The following is a 19163-nucleotide window of genomic DNA, read 5'->3' as shown; positions in this document are numbered from 1 at the left end:
TAAAATCCTTATTTTATATTTCAGATACTTCTCATTCGTGTTTAATGATAAAAGGCTAAAACTGGCTCCCGCAGATGGTTTTTTGATTACCATAAGGGATTACCTTTCAGATATTTCGCATGATATTAAGTTTTTGACTATTTTTATTGATTAATTGATATGTAAAAACATTCAGTGCAGTGTAAAAGTGGCCCGCATTATGCGTAAAAGAGAATGAACTTAACGAAAACTTGATAACAAAAATGAATAAAATGCGATTAACTGCACGATTCTGAAATATAAAACTGATGTTTACACTATTTACAACACAAGGATGCGGGCTGTGCTTTTTATGCACAACCCGCTGAGAGGTAACGGCAAAATTAAATATCAGAGGGAACGAATAGCAATAACGGGAGATTCATAAAGGGATAACGCTTATCATCAGAAAAAGCATTTTACAGTATTGCAGAATATGTCAGAAAGAATGAAAAATCACCGTTAAAATGATTTTTCCGGCCCGCTTCATTTCAGCAGGCCGAATGATGAAGATGTTAACGGGATATTTTACGGTGACGATGTATCCACATCAACTTATAAGCCGCAGGGATAATAAACAGTGATAGTAGCGGCGCCGTAATCATACCGCCGATCATGGGCGCAGCAATCCGGCTCATCACTTCCGAACCGGCCCCTGTCCCCCACAAAATCGGCAGAAGACCGGCAATGATCACCGCTACGGTCATCGCTTTGGGTCGTACCCGTAGCACCGCCCCGTGATATAACGCGTCATCCAGTTTCTCTGCGCTGAACGTCTGCGGGTTGTCCAGTGAAGGATCGGCCTCAATGGCATGGCGCAGGTACATCAGCATGACCACGCCAAATTCCGCAGCGACCCCCGCCAGAGCGATAAACCCGGTTCCCGTCGCCACCGACAGATGAAATCCCATCCAGTACAGGAACCAAATCCCGCCCACCAGCGCAAACGGCACGCTGGTGATGATCAGCAGCGCTTCTCCGACCCGGCGGAACGCCAGATACAACAAGACGAAGATGATCATCAGCGTCATGGGCACCATCAGCTTCAGCTTATGGTTCGCCCGCTCCAGCAATTCAAACTGACCAGAAAACGCGACGCTGGTACCGGGCTTCAACTGAACGTTATCGGCAATCGCCTGTTTCAGATCGTTAACCACAGAGACCATATCCCTGTCGCGCGCATCAATGTAGATCCAACTGGTGGGCCGTGCGTTCTCCGTTTTTAGCATCGAGGGCCCCGGCGTGATGTTGATTGTGGCGACATCCCCCAGCGTAATTTGTTGCTTCATCGGCGTCAGGATTGGTAACTGGCGCAGCGCCTGCGGGCTGTCCCGGAAGCTCTGCGGATAACGCAGATTGATCGGATAACGGGCAATCCCCTCAACGGTCTCCCCAACCATCGCCCCACCGACGGCAGAGGTAATAAACAACTGCACGTCCCCCACCGTCATGCCGTAGCGGGCTGCTTTCTCACGGTTGATATCGATGTTGAGATAGCGACCACCTTGCAGACGCTCAGCGAGCGCAGATGTTACGCCAGGGACAGTGCGGGCAACCTCTTCAATCTGCTCGGCCATCGCGTCGATATCGGCCAGTACGTTACCAGAGACTTTAATCCCAATCGGACTCTTAATCCCGGTAGAGAGCATATCAATACGGTTACGAATCGGCGGCACCCACAGGTTTGCCAGCCCTGGCAGACGAACGGTGTTGTCCAGTTCCTCGATGATTTTTTCCATCGTCATTCCCGGACGCCACTGATCCTGCGGTTTGAGCTGAATCGTGGTTTCCACCATCTCCAGCGGTGCCGAATCCGTGGCGGTTTCCGCTTTCCCGGTTTTGCCAAAGACCCTGGCGACTTCTGGTACGGTCATGATCAGCTTATCGGTTTTCTGTAACATGCTTGCCGCTTCTGCCGCCGAAATCCCCGGCAGCGTGGACGGCATGTACAACAGATCGCCTTCGTTAATCTGCGGTAAGAACTCGCCCCCCACTTTACTCAGCGGCCAGGCCACCGTCAGGATCGAGAGCCCCGCCACCAACAGCGTAACTTTCGGCCAGTGCAATACTTTCAGCAGTAGCGGATGGTAAATACGGATCAAAAAGCGGTTAAGCGGGTTGCTGCTTTCCGCCGGAATTTTCCCGCGGATCCACAACCCCATCAGGATCGGGATCACCACGATCGCCAGAAACGCCGCCCCCGCCATCGCATACGTTTTGGTGAACGCCAGCGGCCCGAACAGGCGTCCTTCCTGCCCTTCCAGAGTAAAGATGGGAATAAAAGAGAGCGTGATGATCAGCAAACTGATGAACAGCGCCGGACCAACCTCTACAGAGGCATTGGTGATCACCGTCCAGCGCGTTTCGTTATCCGGCACTTCGCCAGGATGCTGGTGTTCCCACTCTTCCAGCCGTTTATGCGCATTTTCGATCATCACAATGGCGGCATCCACCATCGCCCCCACGGCGATAGCGATCCCGCCAAGCGACATAATGTTGGCGTTCAGCCCCTGAAAATGCATCACGATAAAGGCGATACACAATCCCAGCGGCAGCGAGATGATCGCCACCAGTGCGGAACGCACGTGCCAGAGAAACAGTGCGCAGACCAGCGCCACGACGATAAACTCTTCCAGTAGCTTATAGCTGAGGTTATCGATGGCGCGGTCAATCAACTGACTGCGATCGTAGGTGGTCACCACTTCCACGCCTTCCGGCAGACTATTTTTCAGCGTCTCGAGTTTATTTTTAACCGCCGAGATCACCTCACGCGCGTTTTTACCGGAGCGCAAGATAACCACCCCGCCGGCCACTTCTCCCTCGCCGTTAAGTTCGGCAATCCCCCGGCGCATTTCCGGGCCTGTCTGCACTCTTGCCACATCTCGCAGGTACACGGGTACCCCGTTTTCCCCTGACTTCAGAACGATGTGATTGAAGTCATCCAGCGTTTGCAGATACCCGCTGGCGCGGACCATGTATTCTGCTTCCGACAGTTCCACCGATGAGCCACCCGCCTCCTGGTTAGAGGCATCCAACGCACCTTTCACCTCCGACAGGTTGATGCCGTACTGAGCGAGTTTCATTGGGTCGATCACCACCTGATACTCTTTCACCACGCCGCCCACGGAGGCCACTTCCGACACATTCGGGATAGTTTTTAACTCATATTTCAGAAACCAGTCCTGCAACGAACGCAGTTCCGCCAGGTCGTGCTTACCGCTGCGATCGACCAACGCATACTCGAAGATCCAGCCCACGCCGGTGGCGTCTGGCCCCATTTCCGCGCTGACGCCCGCCGGGAGCTTACCCTGTACCTGGTTGAGATATTCCAGCACGCGAGAACGCGCCCAGTACGGATCGGTGCCATCTTCAAAAATGACATAGACATACGAGTCGCCAAACTGCGAGAAACCGCGCACAGTCTTTGCGCCGGGTACGGACAGCATGGTGGTGGTCAGCGGATAGGTCACCTGATTCTCGACAATCTGCGGCGCCTGCCCCGGGTAGCTGGTTTTGACGATCACCTGCACGTCGGACAGGTCGGGCAGCGCATCCACCGGCGTGTTAACGATGGTCCAGGTCCCCCAGACGCTGAGAAAGAGCGCGCCAATGATCACCAGAAAACGGTTGGCGACCGAGCGGCGAATAATCCATTCAATCATCTGCGTTCTCCTCAGTGCGCATGGGCCGCAGGATCGGGCATCGCCGACGGTTGCTGCGTGCGCATCCGGTCTAACGCCCCCGAGATGTTGGCTTCTGAATCAATCAGGAACAGGCCGCTGGCAACCACCTTCTCGCCTTCAGCCAGCCCGGAACGGATCGCCGTTACCCCCTGCGAGGCCTGGAAGACAGAAACGGGTTTAGGGACAAAACGCCCTTCACCGTCCACCGTGATCACCCGCTGCTCGCTGCCGGTATCGATCAGCGCTTTAGACGGGATCAGCAACATCGGCTCACTTTCCGTTTTCAGATTAAGATAAGCGTTCATCCCCGGTTTCAGCGCTTCGTCGGGGTTATCGACTTCCAGGCGCAGTTGCAGCGTTCGGGTGGTGGCGTCGGCGCTGGGCAACAGCGTCCACTTGCGCACGGTGAAGGACTTGTCCGGACGCGCCGGAACGGTCAGCGAAAACGGCGACGCGTCTTTAATCAGCCACGCGATGGATTCAGGCACCGCAGCGGTTACCCACACTGGATCCATCCCCTGAATTTTCGCGACCACGTTATCTTTGGCGATGTTCATGCCAGCACGTAAATCAAAGGCGGTAATTACTCCGTCAATGGGTGCAGTAAGGATAAAGCGGGTCTGAATTTTGCGCGTTGCGGTCAAACGTCGAATATCCGTTTCCGGCATTCCGGCCAGGCGCAGCCGCTCCAGAATCCCCTCAACCTGGGTTGCCGTGCCGCCAGTTTCTTTCAGCAGCAGATATTCACTCTGCGCTTCCACCCAGTCAGGGATCGTGAGTTCAAGCAGCGGTGCGCCTTTTTTCACCTTATCACCCACGGTGAGCGGCCAGACTTTCTCGACAAATCCGGCGGCACGCGCCTGCATAATGACAAACTGGTACTCGTTATAGCTGACGTTGGCCGGGAACATCTGGGCAAAAGTGAGGGGTCCGCGACGCACAGCCTCAGTTTTCACACCGAGGTTTTGCGTTTGCGTCGGATCGATACGGACGCCCGGCGCAGTAGCGCTGGCAGACTCTTCATCGGCATATTTCGGCACCAGATCCATATCCATAAAGGGCGATTTGCCGGGTTTATCGAAGCGGGTATTCGGGTACATCGGGTCGTACCAGAACAGCACCTTGCGGGCTTCTTTTTCCGTGACTGGCGGTGTATTCGCCGACGGGTGCGCCGCGGCGAAATACGCGTAGCCGCCCACGGCGATAATGCCGCCCGCCATCATGCTGCCGATAATCAGCGCGATATTTTTCATGAGGTCATGCTCAACGTTAAAATAAGAGAGAATTACTGGCTTTTAATATCCTGCAATAAAGAGAGATTGCCCTGCTGGATAAATGTAAACGCCACGTTGTCACCGGGTTTAATATCGTTGAGCTGCGTTTGCGATGTGATGGTAAAACGCATGGTCATTGCCGGCCAGTTCAGCGCGGGGATCGGCCCATGTTCAATGGTGACTTTTTTGCTTTGCGTATCAACGCTTTTTACTACGCCAGTGGCGCTGATCGCCGGGCTTTGTTCGGCGGCAGGCATGGCGCTCATCATATCGCCGTGATGGTGTTCATTGGCCTGAGCGTTAATTGCCAGCGTAGAGAAAATGGCGAATACCACAGCTTTACATACTGTGTTCATGTCAATCTCCTGTGATGTGTTTCGGTTTATTCCAGCCAACCACCGCCAAGCGCGGTATAGAGCGTAATTTCGTTAATCTGTCGGGCGTAATTAAGGTCAAGCAGGGTTTGTTGCGTCGCAAATAGCGAACGTTCAGCGTCCAGTACGTTGATATAGCTCACCGCTCCGTTGCGATAGAGCGCTCTCGCACGCTGAAGCGTGATTTGTAGCGAAGTCAGGTATCGCTGCTGACCGCGAATCTGATCGGTAAGGCTCTGGCGTAGCGCCAGCGCGTCGGCAACCTCTTTGAACGCGTTCTGGATCTTCTGCTCATAATTGACCACCGACTGCTGCTGGCGGATTTCAGCCAGATCGAGGTTGGCCTGATTACGTCCGGCATTGAAGATCGGTAGCTCCACTTTCGGAATGAAATTCCACATCCCGCTTGCCGTCGAAAACAGACTGGAGAGATCGCTGCTGCTGCCGGAGATCCCGCTGGTCAGCGTGATGGAGGGGAAAAACGCCGCCCGTGCCGCGCCGATATTGGCGTTTGCCGCCATCAGCGCATGTTCGGCTTCCATGATGTCCGGACGCTGCAACAGGATTTGCGATGACAGCGATGGCGGTAACGTCACGCCGTTGATATCGCCGACATTCTGTCGCGCATCGTCCGGCAGCTTAGCGTAGCTCCCCAGTAACAGCTGCAACGCGTTATTCGCCTGCGCCAGTTCCCCCTGACGTTTCGCAATATCACTGCGGGTACTTTCAATCACGCCACGCGCCTGTTCCAGCGCCAGCACGTTAGTACTGCCGGTAACCAGTTGTTTTTCCACCAGCGCATATGCACGCTCATAATTGCTCAGCGTTTCTTGTGCCACCTGAAGCTGCGCGAAGGCCAGACGCTGATTGAACCAGCTCTGTGCAACGTTGGACACCAACAGGATATGCACCGCCCGGCGCGCCTCTTCGCTGGCGAAAAAGGTCTGTCGATCGGCTTCGCTCATGTTTTTCAGCCGCCCAAAGAAATCCAGATCAACGCTCAGGTTCAGCCCGGCCTCATATTCACGCGTACTGCGGGTGTCGCCTTTCAGTTTCCCGCTCCAGTTTCCGCTGCTTTCAGCATTCAACTGCGGATAGCGATCGGCATCAGTCACCCGATATTGCGCCCTCACCTCCTGTACTTTCAGCGTCGCCATACGTAAATCGCGATTGTTACGCAGCGCCTCGTCAATCAGCACTTTCACCTGCGGATCGACAAAAAACTGCCGCCAGCCGCTGTCCTGATAGCCTGTCGGTGATGTCACCAGTTGGTTCTGACTGAGAGAAAACTGCTGCGGTACCGGAAGCGCCGGGCGCTGATAGTCCGGGGCGAGTGAACATCCTGCCAGCAGTAACGCCATTGAGAGCGTGAGACGCTTAAAATTACGCATAAGCCTGATTTACATGTGGGTTGATATCAGCCACTTTACCTGGCGCTCTCTGTTCAACCCGTGACAGCAAAATGACAAAGCTGTCATTTTCCCAGAATGCGATTGCTATCCGATCTGGCTTCTCTAGAATTGAGAGGCCCCATGACCGTCGCGTGGCGAAGGAGAATGTGTTGAAAATTTTGATCGTCGAAGATGAGAAAAAAACCGGTGAATACCTGACCAAAGGGCTGACGGAAGCGGGCTTTGTTGTCGATCTTGCTGACAACGGTCTGAACGGCTATCACCTGGCGATGACCGGTGATTACGACCTGCTCGTTCTTGATATCATGCTGCCCGACGTCAACGGCTGGGATATCGTCCGGATGCTGCGTGCCGCGAATAAAGGCATGCCGATTCTGCTGCTTACCGCGTTGGGAACCATTGAACATCGGGTAAAAGGGCTGGAATTAGGGGCGGATGATTATCTGGTTAAGCCGTTTGCCTTTGCCGAACTGCTGGCGCGCGTCAGAACCCTGCTACGCCGGGGGGCGGCGGTAATCGTCGAAAGCCAGTTTCAGGTGGCCGATCTGATCGTTGACCTGGTGAGCCGCAAAGTGAGTCGTAGCGGTACCCGCATCACGCTCACCAGCAAAGAATTTACCCTGCTGGAGTTTTTCCTGCGCCACCAGGGAGAAGTATTACCCCGCTCGCTGATTGCCTCTCAGGTGTGGGACATGAATTTTGACAGCGATACCAACGCCATTGACGTGGCCGTGAAGCGCCTGCGCGGCAAAATTGATAACGACTTTGAGCCTAAGCTGATTCAGACCGTGCGTGGCGTGGGATATGTGCTTGAGGTGCCGGATGGTCAGTAAGCGGTTACCCCGCCCTTTTTCGCTGGCGACGCGCCTGACCTTTTTTATCAGCCTCGTGACCATTGCCTCCTTTTTTGCCTTTGCCTGGATCATGATTCAGTCGGTAAAAGTGCATTTTGCCGAACAGGACATCAACGACTTAAGCGAAATCAGCGCCACCCTCGAACGTATCCTTAGCCCCTCCGACGAGCCAGAATCCCGCCGTCTGGAGATCCTGAAAAACGTGGTAGCCGGTTACTCAAACGTCATTATTTCGCTGGAAGATGCCAACCAGCAGGCGCTCTTTCATTCCCCTCATATGCCGGATATCCGCCAGTTTCTTGCCCGCGCCACGGTGGATAAAACCGTTCCGGGCGGCAACGTCTATTTGATTAATGGTCCGTCGATGCAGATGGCTGGCCACGGCACCCATTCCAGCTGGCGCATGATCCGCCTGCCGGTCGGGCCGCTGATCGACGGAAAACCGGCCTATACCCTGTATCTGGCGCTGTCGATCGATTTTCACCTGCATTACATTAACGATTTGAAAAACAAGCTGATCATGACCGCCTCGATCATCAGCATGTTGATCATTTTTATCGTGCTGTTTGCCGTGTATAAAGGCCACGAACCGATCCGTAGCGTCAGCCGACAGATTCAGAACATCACCTCGAAAGATCTCGACGTCCGACTGGATCCCCGGTCGGTGCCTATTGAACTGGAACGGCTGGTGCTCTCGTTTAATCACATGATCGAGCGTATCGAAGACGTTTTTACCCGCCAGTCCAATTTTTCAGCTGATATTGCCCATGAGATCCGTACCCCTATCACCAACCTGGTGACGCAAACAGAAATTGTCCTCAGCCAGCCCCGTAGCCAGAAGGAGCTGGAAGAGGTGCTCTATTCCAACCTCGAAGAATTTAGCCATATGGCGAAAATGGTCAGCGATATGCTGTTTCTGGCGCAGGCCGATAACAACCAGCTGATCCCGGAGAAAAAAACGATCAATCTGGCGGATGAAGTCAGTAAAGTATTCGACTTTTTTGAGGCGCTGGCGGAAGAACGGGAAGTCGGGTTGCAATTTGAAGGGCGTCCATGCCTGGTATCCGGCGATTCAGGTATGCTGCGCCGGGCGATCAGCAATCTCCTCTCCAACGCGATGCGCTACACGCCATTGGGCCAGAGCATTACCGTCCGGCTGACAGAGGCGGACGAACAGGTGCACATCATCATTGAAAACCCGGGAACACCTATCCCTGCCGAACATTTACCACGGTTGTTTGATCGCTTTTATCGCGTGGATCCATCCCGCCAGCGTAAAGGCGAAGGCAGCGGCATCGGACTGGCGATCGTGAAATCGATTGTGACCGCACACCACGGAAAAGTGTCGGTGACGTCGGATACAAACATGACCCGGTTTACGTTGAGTTTACCGAAAGAGTGGGTCTGAGATCCTACCGGATTCGAATACAGGCCATATAACCATTGTTATTAGAGCATTTTTAGCAGTTCGAAAAACGCCGAAGCCCACAATCGTATTTCGCTAAAAACACCCGTGATTTCGAGCCTGGTTATGGTAACGATGAACTATCGCGCTACCAGTATCCCCGGATAATGCTTAGTGAAAATGTCATTCAGTTTTTCTACAAGTTCTGACCGCTTAAAGGTAATGTGCGCAGTCGTCATTCATTCGCGTTGCCCCCGCCAATGCTGTCGGTGAGTGCAAAAATATCACTGAGCTGATGAATAAGGATTTCTGTCAGGCTCAGCGCAGCATTACGTCCGGTGATGATGCGTTCAATGCTGGTGGAGCAAATCACGTCAGTGTAATCGGTTAACAGGGTCTATTCTGAGCTGATGGGATTAAGTGTGGTCACTAACTGTTCGGCGCGCCTCAGGCGCATTGCTGCGGATCTTGTCGGCGTTCCCTTCGATGTCGTCGTGACTTCCGAACAGGCTGATTTTTACAAGCCGCATCCTGAGCCGTATCGTCTGGCGTTGTGTAATACAGGCTTTGTTCCTGCCGAGGCTATATTTGTCGCAGGCTCTGCTTATGACATGCTTGGGACGCAAAAAGTGGGAGTGCCCACGTACTGGCATAACAGGGTTGGGCTGACAGCACCTGAAGGTGCGCCAGAACCTTTCACAGAGCGCGCCACGATCGACACGCTGTTGCAGGATATCGAATCCCTTGGCCGTTCTTAGGCTTCACCCTTTCTGATTGCAATAGGGATTGTCTCCCTCTCGCGCGGATCCGGACGTGTGCTGCTGGCCTGCAAAGAACGGGATCCGGTGAACCGCACCGGCTTTTTTGTCCGAGGTTTCTGACTTGATGATCCATCCATTTATCTAACGGGATGGAAATGTTCTGGGTTGCAGCGACACGAAACAATGAGAAACGCTTAAGACACAAAAAATGGGCATGGCATAAGGCTAATTTACTGATACCGTCCCCCTTTATCAGGTTATTGTTCAGAAAGAAAAATCTGAATTTTATAAAATTTACCCGGTCAGATTACGAATTACGGCTGCTACCCTCTCGTAACACTGTTTTTTTAACAAATTTTCATATCTAACGAAAAAACAAAAAAAGAATAATACAATCATAACGTTGTGTTTTTTACATGATATAAAAATGGAGATTATTAATTCATAACAACAACTTAGAAAAATATCATTATATACAATCACTTAAATTAAAATTACAAACCACGCCCATTACTTTTTAGCAAATTGTGCTCTCGGGTGACTACTTCCAGCCTCATCTAATGTTTGTAATATTCTTATTGTCAGATGCAAATATCTCAACCTCAAAAGAGCAAGTGAGTGATATTTCCTGAAAAGACGCCCCTCATTTAAAACGACCACCAGGAATTATATAACTGGTTTGTCCAGCTGCGTTAATATTACTTTTTTAACATTTTAGCGCTGCTTGACTCTCTTTTAACACAGTGCAAAACTGCTATTGGGGAATAGCAAAAGGACAGATCCATAAAACCATTTCAACTGGTAGTGTGTCGATATCATAAACAGAAAAAGAAAATGTCTTTATGATACTTTCTTATTTGTTCCCTTGTTGTTTTATTTTACAGAGGTCGTAGAAATGTAGACCATTCTCCGAGAATGCAGTTTGTCAGCAGACTGCAATACGTAATGAGTAGTTATATTTGCCGACCAGGCACCGTTCAGGTGCCTGTAAGGGCAGTAATGTCATTTCATTACCCCTTATATAAAACCTTAATGTAGGTAATAGGAAATATAACTACCCTCTCTAAGATTATTTTTTTCGTGCTTCAGATATTGAGAGGCACCGGAAGTCTTTTATCGCTCTTACGGAAAAGAAAGCATTCGCTTGAACAACAAAAAAAACATAAAAAATCACCAACGAGTATATAGCATGGAACAACTTAAAATTCGCAATATCAATAATTCTTGGGGGCTGATTTCAGTACCGGAGAATGACTCTGGAAGAGGCAATAATCTCATCCGGACAAATAAAAAGACTGCGCCAATGATGCGTAGTGGTACAGGGAAGGCACAGTACAGTGACAGAGCCGACACCTGTGTAGTCAGTATTGGCACGGTATAAGAGGTGTCTACTATGAACAAAATCTATCGCGTAATCTGGAACAGCACCTTGATGCAGTGGGTTGTCACCTCTGAATTCGGACGAGCCAGAATCAAAAGAGCAGTCAGTAAGTCTGTGAAGGCGGCTGGTTTGATGGTTGCAATGTCGGCCGGAGCTTTAGCCACCACCTGTGATGTTGCTACCTTTAGCTGTCAATTAGATGATGCCTGGACACCTGTCGCAAACAGCAACCAAAACGGTGCTGCAGTTATTTCTGACGGGAATACATGGTCGGTTTCTGGGTTGTCTTCGTGGACCAGAGGGGGGGCAACATATACAGCTTTGAGCACCCTTCAGGAGGCCCTTGATGAAGGGTATAGCGTAACGCAAAACGGCAATGTTGTTACATCCTTGCCCGCGGCAGGTAGCAAGATAATTTATCCGGGCCTGACCCAGGCTATTACCGTCTACGACCCCATCACAGCGAGTAACAAAACCGTGATGGTCTACAGTTCAAATGCATTTACTGAACGCGATGCCTATAAATTTAATTCTGGCCTTGCGTTTGTTCTTCCTGCGGCCACTCCATATATTGACACCCGTCTGGCTACTGTTAATAGTGGTACTGCCAATTTATCCCTTAACGAGAATCAATACAATATTGGAGAGACAAGAAATACATCCATAGTTTATGTTGATGGTACTACGGAGAATAATGCGAGAGCTAACTGGAATTCGAAGCAAATAATCTCATCCTCTTCTCCGGCTGACTTGTCACCATATACATCTCCAAGTAGTTTTGATGTTCAGACTGACAGTTATTCCGGAACATTCACTGCATTTGATGGTTCAACACACACAGTCAATTCCTTAAGCGATTTTAAAATCTGGAATGACTGGGTCATCAATAAGCTGTCTTCTGGCGATTTGAACTATTCCAGTTATGATGCTGAACTGAAGAAAGCGTACACATCTTCCAGTCAGGCTTATCAGTTTTCTCAAATTCCTGACGGATTTGATGTTTCTGTTTATGGTGATGGCGAAACGTCATTTTTTCACGCCAATGGGAGTAATGCAATCGTTAATGTTACCAGCGAGGGCTCAATTTCTTTAAACGTTGGTAGTTCCACAACATTTATATTATTCCAACTGGATAATGGGGCGACAGGAATTATCGATGGCAAAGCTGCTTCAACTGGCAGAGTTGCACATGTTAATAGCGGTTCCACACTTATAAATAATGGGTGGCTCGGATTAGGCAGCGACGAAATTGATGGAGCTTACGGCAATCTGGGCGTGTTAGTAGATGGTAACAATAGTACATTCGCAAATAATGAGAACGGTATATATAGTCTGTCACCACGTTTTGTCTATACAAATAAAAGTCAGAACGGAACTGTTCAGGGTGTGGTAATACAAAATGGAGCTGATGCAGAAAACACAGGAGCAATGAACACTGGTTACTGGGATAATGCTGTCGATAAATTTCAGACAGGAAGTGTTTTTGTAGCCCGAGTTTACAACGGTTCTAATTTCGTTAACGAGGCTGGAGGTAATATCAATTTAGGTTACACCCAGGACGGTAGCGACGAAGCATATCTGAATACTGACAGCACAGCGATTCGTACTGAATCTGGAGCCCGCGGAGATAACCAGGGGACAATCACGCTGAGCACTATGGCTAATGGTGTCTATGGCCTTTGGGCTATCAACGGAACAACGTCTCTGACCAATAGTGGTGTTATCAACGTCAACAGCAACGGCAGTGATGGTGATTTTGTTCCCTCTGAAAGTATTGGTATTTACTCTCTCAGCAGAACAGCCGGTACCGTAACCAGTTCAGGCACCATTAACCTTAATGGCGTGAATAACACCGGGATCAAAGCTGTTTCCGGCGGCAAGGCGTCATTATCCGGTTCGCTGAATATTAACGGAGGTGCAGAACTGGCCACCGGGCTGCGTAACTATGGTGTCTGGTCTGAAGGAACGGGATCACAGGTTGACATTTCCGGCCAGGTTAACCTTGGTGGTGATGGGGCCATCGGTGTTCATGCCCGTGCTGGCGGTAATGTGACCATTTCCGGAGCCGGAGATGTGAACTTCAGTAACGGCACCAACCAGCTTGGCTACTACGTCTACGGACCGACCGCCTCCATCACCAACAATGGCACCGGCACGCAGGATGTGAGCACTGAAGACTCCGTGCTGTTCCGTGTTGACGGTGGGGCCGACTTTACCGGCGGTGCCGGTGCCGCCTCGGTACTGACGGCCTCCGGTCAGGGTTCAACCGCGGTGGTCGCGAACGGCAAGGACTCTGCCTCAGGCAATGTGTCGGCCTTCAACTCCGGCGGCATGACCCTTAACCTGTCCGGGCAGGATGCCACCGGTGTACTCATCCAGGGCGGCGCGCAGGGCAAGATCACGTCGAATGCCACCCTCAACATGACCGCCAACGGCGCGGTGGCGGGGATTGCGGACGGCCAGGGCTATGACATTAATGGTAAGGCGCTGGGAACCCCGGTTGCGGGCGTGCTGGCGAATGCCGCGCTGGCGGCAGGGGCGACCGGTTTTGGTACAGGCACCCTTCTGGTTGCTGAAGCGGCGCTGAACTCGGCGCTGGATGCGGTCACTGGCTACATTGCCCGTAACGGGGCGGAAGTCAGCAACGCCGGGAACATTGTGTTCACCGGTGAAGACACCACCGGTCTGCTGGTTGAAGCCGGTGCCCGCGGGGACAACACCGGCAGTATCACCGTCGGGGCAGGCGGCACCGGTATCGTGGCGCAGGATGCGACCGGCGCGAATACCACCGTGGTTAACAACTCAGGGAATATCGTGCTCAATGGCGGTAGTGTGTCTGAGCGTACCACCGGCATTATTGCCAGTGGCGCGAATACCACTGTCAACATGACCGGCGGTACCGTGACCCTGAACGGTACCGGTGCCACCGGGGTACGCGCCACTGACGGGGCGACAGTGAACCTTTCCGGTACCGCCACCCCTGATTTCTCTGACACCGCCACCGACCAGATACTGTTTGCACTGTCCGGTACGGGCTCCACCATCAATACCGACGTCCCGGCCGGTACCGTGCTGGATGCGTCCGGCATCCGTTCCACCCTGTTCCGTCTGGAAGACGGGGCGACAATGGACGGCGATATCCAGGTTGCCGCCAGCGGCCAGGAAGCGACGGCGCTCTATGCCACCGGCCCCGGAACCCACGCCACGATCGGCAGCGGCAGTGCGCTGGATATCAGCGGCGCAGGCGCCACGGGGGTGATTGCCTCCGGCGAGGCCACCATTGACATCGAAAGCGGTGCCTCGCTTGCCCTGACCGGCACCGGCGCACGCGCCGGGATTGTGGACGGCAACACCTACGGTTCTGACGGTTCGCTGATTTCCACCAACAGTGGGGCAGTACTGAACAACGCGGCCACCATCACCTCTTCGGTCAACGGTGCCACTGCCTTTACCGCGCAGAACAGCGGTACCCTTGATAACAGCGGCGACATTGTCCTCACTGGTACCGAATCAACGGCGGTGAAGGTGCTGGGCGGTGAAGTCGGTAACAGGGGCAATATCACCGCTAACGGTACCGCACTGTATGTCGGTGCCGGTGACCAGGGGCAGGCCTCTTCGGTGACCAACAGCGGCACCGTGCTGGCAACGGACGGGACTGCGGCCATCAACCTGGCCGCCGGGGCGCTGAACCTGGTCGGCAGCGGCGTGGGCACGGTTGAAGCCCGCGGCACGGCTGATGGTGTGCTGGTAAGCACCGGTGCCACCGGGCTTGATGTGAACGGGGCACACATTATCGTTAACGCGGCAGGCGCCACGGGGAACGGTATTGAGAACGCCGCGAACCTGACCGACCTGCAACTGACGAACACCACCATTGACGTGGCGAACGGTGCCGGGGTACGTACCGCGGTCACCATCGACAAAACCAACAGCGGTCTCATCACCGTCAGCGGTAACGGTGAGGGGATTGCGTTCGAAAATGCCGACGGCAGCGCCACCACCGGTAACCTCGACCTGTCCGGCTCCTCCGGCCTGACCATTAACGTCACCGGCGCGGGCGGTACCGGCATTTATGCCAACACCACCGGCACTGTGGACACGGCGGCGTACGTCACCGTGGGCAACGCGGCGGGCGGCCCTGCCCTGAAACTGGGCAGCGGCGTCACGTCTGCCACCAACCGCGGCATACTGGAATCGGCCAGTGCCACGGCCTCCACGGTTGATACGGCGAATGCCACCACCTTCACCAACGCGGACACCGGGGTGATTACCGCCTCCGCCGCCGGCACACCGACGCTGGCGATGAGCGCGGCAAATGCCACGATGAACAACGCCGGGCTGATTAACGGTGACGTGGTGATGAACGGGGCGAATGCCACGGTGAACAACACCGGCACCGTCAGTAACAACATCACCACAAGCAGCGGCAATAACGCGGTGACGGTGGACGACGGTATCGTGGGCGGCAACATTGCGCTCAACGGCAACGGCACCAACACTGTCCTGCTGACAAACGGCGCGGATGTGAACACCGTCAGCGGCTCTGCGGGTGTGGATATGGTCACCGTACTGGGCAACGGCAACACCTTTAACGCCCTGAACGGCGGTAGCGGTAACGCCACTGTGTTCTTTAAGGGGGTGACTGAAGGCTTCACCATGGACGGCACCGGTACGCAAATCAACAACTACAACCTGGTGAACCTGCGTGAGGCGTCCCTGTTCACGCTGAATAGTGGTTATGCGCTGGGCGGTAAACCCACCGGTGGCGCAGCGTTTGATATCGATGCCACCTCGGTTCTGGCGGTGAACAGTCCCGTTGACCGCACCTTCACCAACAGACTGACCGGCACCGGAACCATGGCGGTGAATGCCAGCGGGGCGGCGTTTAACTTTGCCACCACCACCGGCAGCACCTTCGCCGGGACCGTGGACCTGAGCAACGCGACCCTGTCGCTTGACGGTGTGAACACCACGGCCATGACGAATGCCACCCTGAACGTGAATACCGGCAGCTTCACCACGGTGGGTGACGGTGAACAGGCGATTGGCGGGCTCAGCTTTGAGGGCGGCTATATGGCCTTTAACGCCACCGCGCCGCATGACATCGTGGCCGCCAGCCATGTGACGGTGAACACGCTGGATGCCTCAGGCAGCGGCACGGTACAGGTGAACATTCCCGACCCGTATGTACCGGAAATAGCGACGGACACCACCTCGTCCCTGATGACCCAGGATGACGCCAACGTTGGTGTACAACTGGTCAGCGCAGCGAACGTCACCGGCAGCGGGGGTAACCTGACACTTGTGGACCAGTACGGCCTCGACATCCCGGCTGCGATGCAGGTCGATATTGCCCAGGGCGGGAACACCGTGGCGAAAGGTACCTACGATTACCGCCTGACCACCGCACCAGGTGACGGCCTGTACGTGAACTACGGCCTGACAGAGCTTGAGTTGCTGCAGGACCAGACCCTGACCCTTGACGGAACCCCGGGGGCCACCGGCGCGGCAGCAGACCAGTCTGCCCGCATCACCGGCAGCGGTAATCTGACTGTCATCACCTCCGACAGCGACGTGCTGTCGCTGTCGAACAGCAGCAACGATTACACCGGCAGCACCACCGTGGTGGGCGGCACCCTACGTACCGACGTGGACGGCGCGCTGGGCGACACCGCAAAACTGGCGATTAACAGCGACGCGAAAGCGGACCTGAACGGCACCGCCCAGACCGCAGGCGAGCTGGCCGGCGATGTCAGTTCAGTCCTTGATGTTAACGGCGGCTCGCTGAGCCTGGCAAACGGCGGCTACAGCAATGGCAGCCTGACCGGCAGCGGTAAGCTGAACGTGGACGGCGGCGTGCTGGCCATCGACGGTGCCAACAGCAACCTGAGCGCCACCACCACCATCAGCAGCGGTGCGGAAGTCGTCATCAACGATGCTCAGGGTGCGGGTACCGGGGCCATCGCCGATGAAGGGACCCTGACGCTGGACGGTGCAACCGGCACACTGGCAAATAATATCAGCGGTACTGGTCATGTTGACGCGACTAACACCACAAACGCCGCCGTCACCGGTGACAACAGCGGCTTCAGCGGCCTGTTTAACATTGATGACGGCAGCAACCTGACCGTCAACAAACAGAACCACCTCGGTACCGCATCCGTCAACGATAACGGTCTGCTGACCGTGAACACCGGCAGCGACTGGACACTCAGTAACAGTGTCAGCGGCAGCGGTGACCTGACCAAAGCCGGTACCGGCACCCTGACCCTAACACAGGACGCTGCGGCGTACACTGGCACCACCGGCATTAACGCCGGTGAACTGGCGCTGGGCAGTGACGCGGACTCCGCCGTGGATATGGCGAGTGGTCTGGTGAACGTGCACAACGGAGGCACCTTCACCGGTTACGGCAGCACCGCCGGGGATGTGAACGTCATGCAGGGCGGTACCATGCAGATGACCGATTTTCTGGTCGGCGGCAGCCTGACCAACAGCGGCTCAGTCCTGCTGACCCGTGAAGACGGAACGCCGGGTAACACCCTGACGGTGAACGGCAACTACACCGGGAACAACGGTCTGCTGGCGCTCAACACCGTACTTGGCGATGACAGCTCAGTGACGGACAAACTGACGGTAGAGGGCGACACGGCTGGCAATACCCGTGTCAGCGTGACCAATACCGGCGGGACCGGTGCACAGACGGTGAACGGTATCGAGGTCATCCAGGTCGACGGCAACTCAGCGGGGAGCTTCGCCCTGACCACCGGGACCGTGGAAGCCGGGGCCTACGTCTATACCCTGGCGAAAGGGGCCGGAGCAGCGGCGAAGAACTGGTACCTGACCAGTAAATGGAAAGACAGCACACCGCCGCAGGATGAGCCAGATCCGATTGACGTTGACCCGTCGGAACCGACACCACCGGTAGTCGATCCGACCGCCCCGGACGCGCTGCGCCCGGAAGCCGGCAGCTATATCAGCAATATCGCGGCAGCCAACACGCTGTTTCACCACCGCCTGCACGACCGTCTCGGTGAACCGCAGTACACCGATGCGCTGTATAACGGTGAGGAGAACGTCAGCAGCATGTGGATGCGCCACGTCGGCGGTCACGAACGTTCATCTTCCGGTGACGGCCAGCTGCAAACACAGAGCAACCGCTATGTGCTGCAGATTGGTGGCGACATCGCGCAGTGGAGTTCTGACGGACTGGACCGCTGGCACCTGGGCGTGATGGGCGGCTATGCGAACGAGCACAGCAACACCCGCAGCGACCGTGTTGGCTACGGCTCTGACGGACGCGTCAGCGGCTACAGCGCCGGTCTGTACGGCACCTGGTACCAGAACGATGCGGACAAAACCGGCATGTATGTGGACAGTTGGATGCTGTACAACTGGTTTGACAGCAGCGTGGAATCAGACCACCGGGACAGCGACAGCTACAAATCGAAAGGTCTGACCGCATCCGTCGAAGCGGGTTATACCCTGAAAGCCGGAGAGTTTTACGGCAGCGAGGGCACACTGAACACCTGGTATGTGCAGCCGCAGGCGCAGGTCACCTGGATGGGCGTGAAGGATGATGCGCATCGCCGTAAAGACGGAACCCGCATCGAAACGCAGGGCGACGGCAATATTCAGACTCGCCTCGGGGTGAGAACGTATCTGAGCAGTCACCACAAAATGGATGACGGTAAACAGCGTACCTTCCAGCCATTCGTGGAAGTGAACTGGATCCACAATACGGAAACCTGGGGCGTGAAGATGGACGGGACAAAAGTCAGCCGCGATGGCGCGCGTAATCTGGGCGAAGTCCGCACCGGGGTGGAAGGCAAGCTGAACGACCATCTGAGCGTGTGGGGCAACGTGGGTGTGCAGATGGGCGATAAAGGCTACAGTGATACCCAGGGCATGGTGGGGGTAAAATACAGCTGGTAAGTCATGTGTCTGAAATAGGCGGAGCCGGGAAACCCGGCTCCGTTTTTCGTGAAATCACCGGAGCCG

General features: G+C 54.4%; 8 protein-coding genes and 2 pseudogenes. 5 read left to right on the top strand and 5 right to left on the bottom strand.

Features of this window, described 5'->3' with window-relative positions:
* Window positions 1–533: 533 nt before the first annotated feature.
* Genes C2U53_RS16285 through C2U53_RS16270 form a run of 4 tightly spaced genes read right to left on the bottom strand, consistent with a single transcriptional unit; the run spans window position 534 to window position 6740 of the window.
* On the bottom strand, window positions 534–3680 hold the full coding sequence (locus C2U53_RS16285) for a CusA/CzcA family heavy metal efflux RND transporter (protein WP_104446119.1): 3147 nt from the start codon (window positions 3678–3680) through the stop codon (window positions 534–536).
* Window positions 3681–3691: 11 nt separating this feature from the next.
* Window positions 3692–4954 (bottom strand): efflux RND transporter periplasmic adaptor subunit, encoded by a 1263-nt coding sequence (locus tag C2U53_RS16280; RefSeq protein WP_104446118.1) that lies wholly within the window; start codon window positions 4952–4954, stop codon window positions 3692–3694.
* Between the two features lie 32 nt (window positions 4955–4986).
* A complete protein-coding gene (cusF, locus tag C2U53_RS16275; protein ID WP_104446117.1) occupies window positions 4987–5331 on the bottom strand; it encodes a cation efflux system protein CusF in 345 nt (114 codons plus the stop codon).
* A gap of 26 nt (window positions 5332–5357) precedes the next feature.
* Window positions 5358–6740 carry an efflux transporter outer membrane subunit gene (locus C2U53_RS16270; RefSeq protein WP_104446116.1) on the bottom strand — a complete coding sequence of 461 codons (1383 nt, stop codon included), beginning with the start codon at window positions 6738–6740 and terminating at the stop codon, window positions 5358–5360.
* A 170-nt stretch (window positions 6741–6910) separates the two neighbouring features.
* Here C2U53_RS16270 and cusR point away from each other — a divergent pair, with 170 nt between their 5' ends.
* Window positions 6911–7594, top strand: coding sequence for a copper response regulator transcription factor CusR (gene cusR, locus C2U53_RS16265; protein WP_044256698.1), 684 nt, complete (start codon window positions 6911–6913; stop codon window positions 7592–7594).
* Window positions 7584–9023 (top strand): Cu(+)/Ag(+) sensor histidine kinase, encoded by a 1440-nt coding sequence (locus C2U53_RS16260; RefSeq protein WP_104446115.1) that lies wholly within the window; start codon window positions 7584–7586, stop codon window positions 9021–9023. Before cusR ends, C2U53_RS16260 begins: the two co-directional genes overlap by 11 nt.
* A gap of 235 nt (window positions 9024–9258) precedes the next feature.
* Here the strand turns inward: C2U53_RS16260 and C2U53_RS30340 are convergent.
* Window positions 9259–9414: pseudogene (locus C2U53_RS30340) on the bottom strand (restriction endonuclease subunit M); the annotation flags it as partial.
* A gap of 16 nt (window positions 9415–9430) precedes the next feature.
* On the opposite strand from C2U53_RS30340, the gene C2U53_RS16245 reads away from it, so the two are divergent.
* The 3 genes and pseudogenes from C2U53_RS16245 to C2U53_RS16240 all read left to right on the top strand — a co-directional run bounded on the left by C2U53_RS16245 (window position 9431) and on the right by C2U53_RS16240 (window position 19097).
* Window positions 9431–9778, top strand: a complete 348-nt coding sequence (locus C2U53_RS16245) for an HAD family hydrolase (RefSeq protein WP_224267574.1) — start codon at window positions 9431–9433, stop codon at window positions 9776–9778.
* Between the two features lie 1396 nt (window positions 9779–11174).
* Window positions 11175–11300, top strand: a pseudogene (locus C2U53_RS30755) (ESPR domain-containing protein); the annotation flags it as partial.
* A 1290-nt stretch (window positions 11301–12590) separates the two neighbouring features.
* The gene (locus C2U53_RS16240) at window positions 12591–19097 is read left to right on the top strand and encodes an autotransporter outer membrane beta-barrel domain-containing protein (RefSeq protein WP_246876123.1); all 6507 of its coding nucleotides are present in this window, start codon (window positions 12591–12593) and stop codon (window positions 19095–19097) included.
* Window positions 19098–19163 lie beyond the last annotated feature (66 nt).

The organism is Citrobacter sp. CFNIH10, assembly GCF_002934585.1.
Classification (GTDB): Bacteria; Pseudomonadota; Gammaproteobacteria; order Enterobacterales; family Enterobacteriaceae; genus Citrobacter_A; species Citrobacter_A amalonaticus.
The sequence above is the reverse complement of the archived record's forward strand: the minus strand, read 5'-3'. Positions and strand labels throughout refer to the sequence as shown.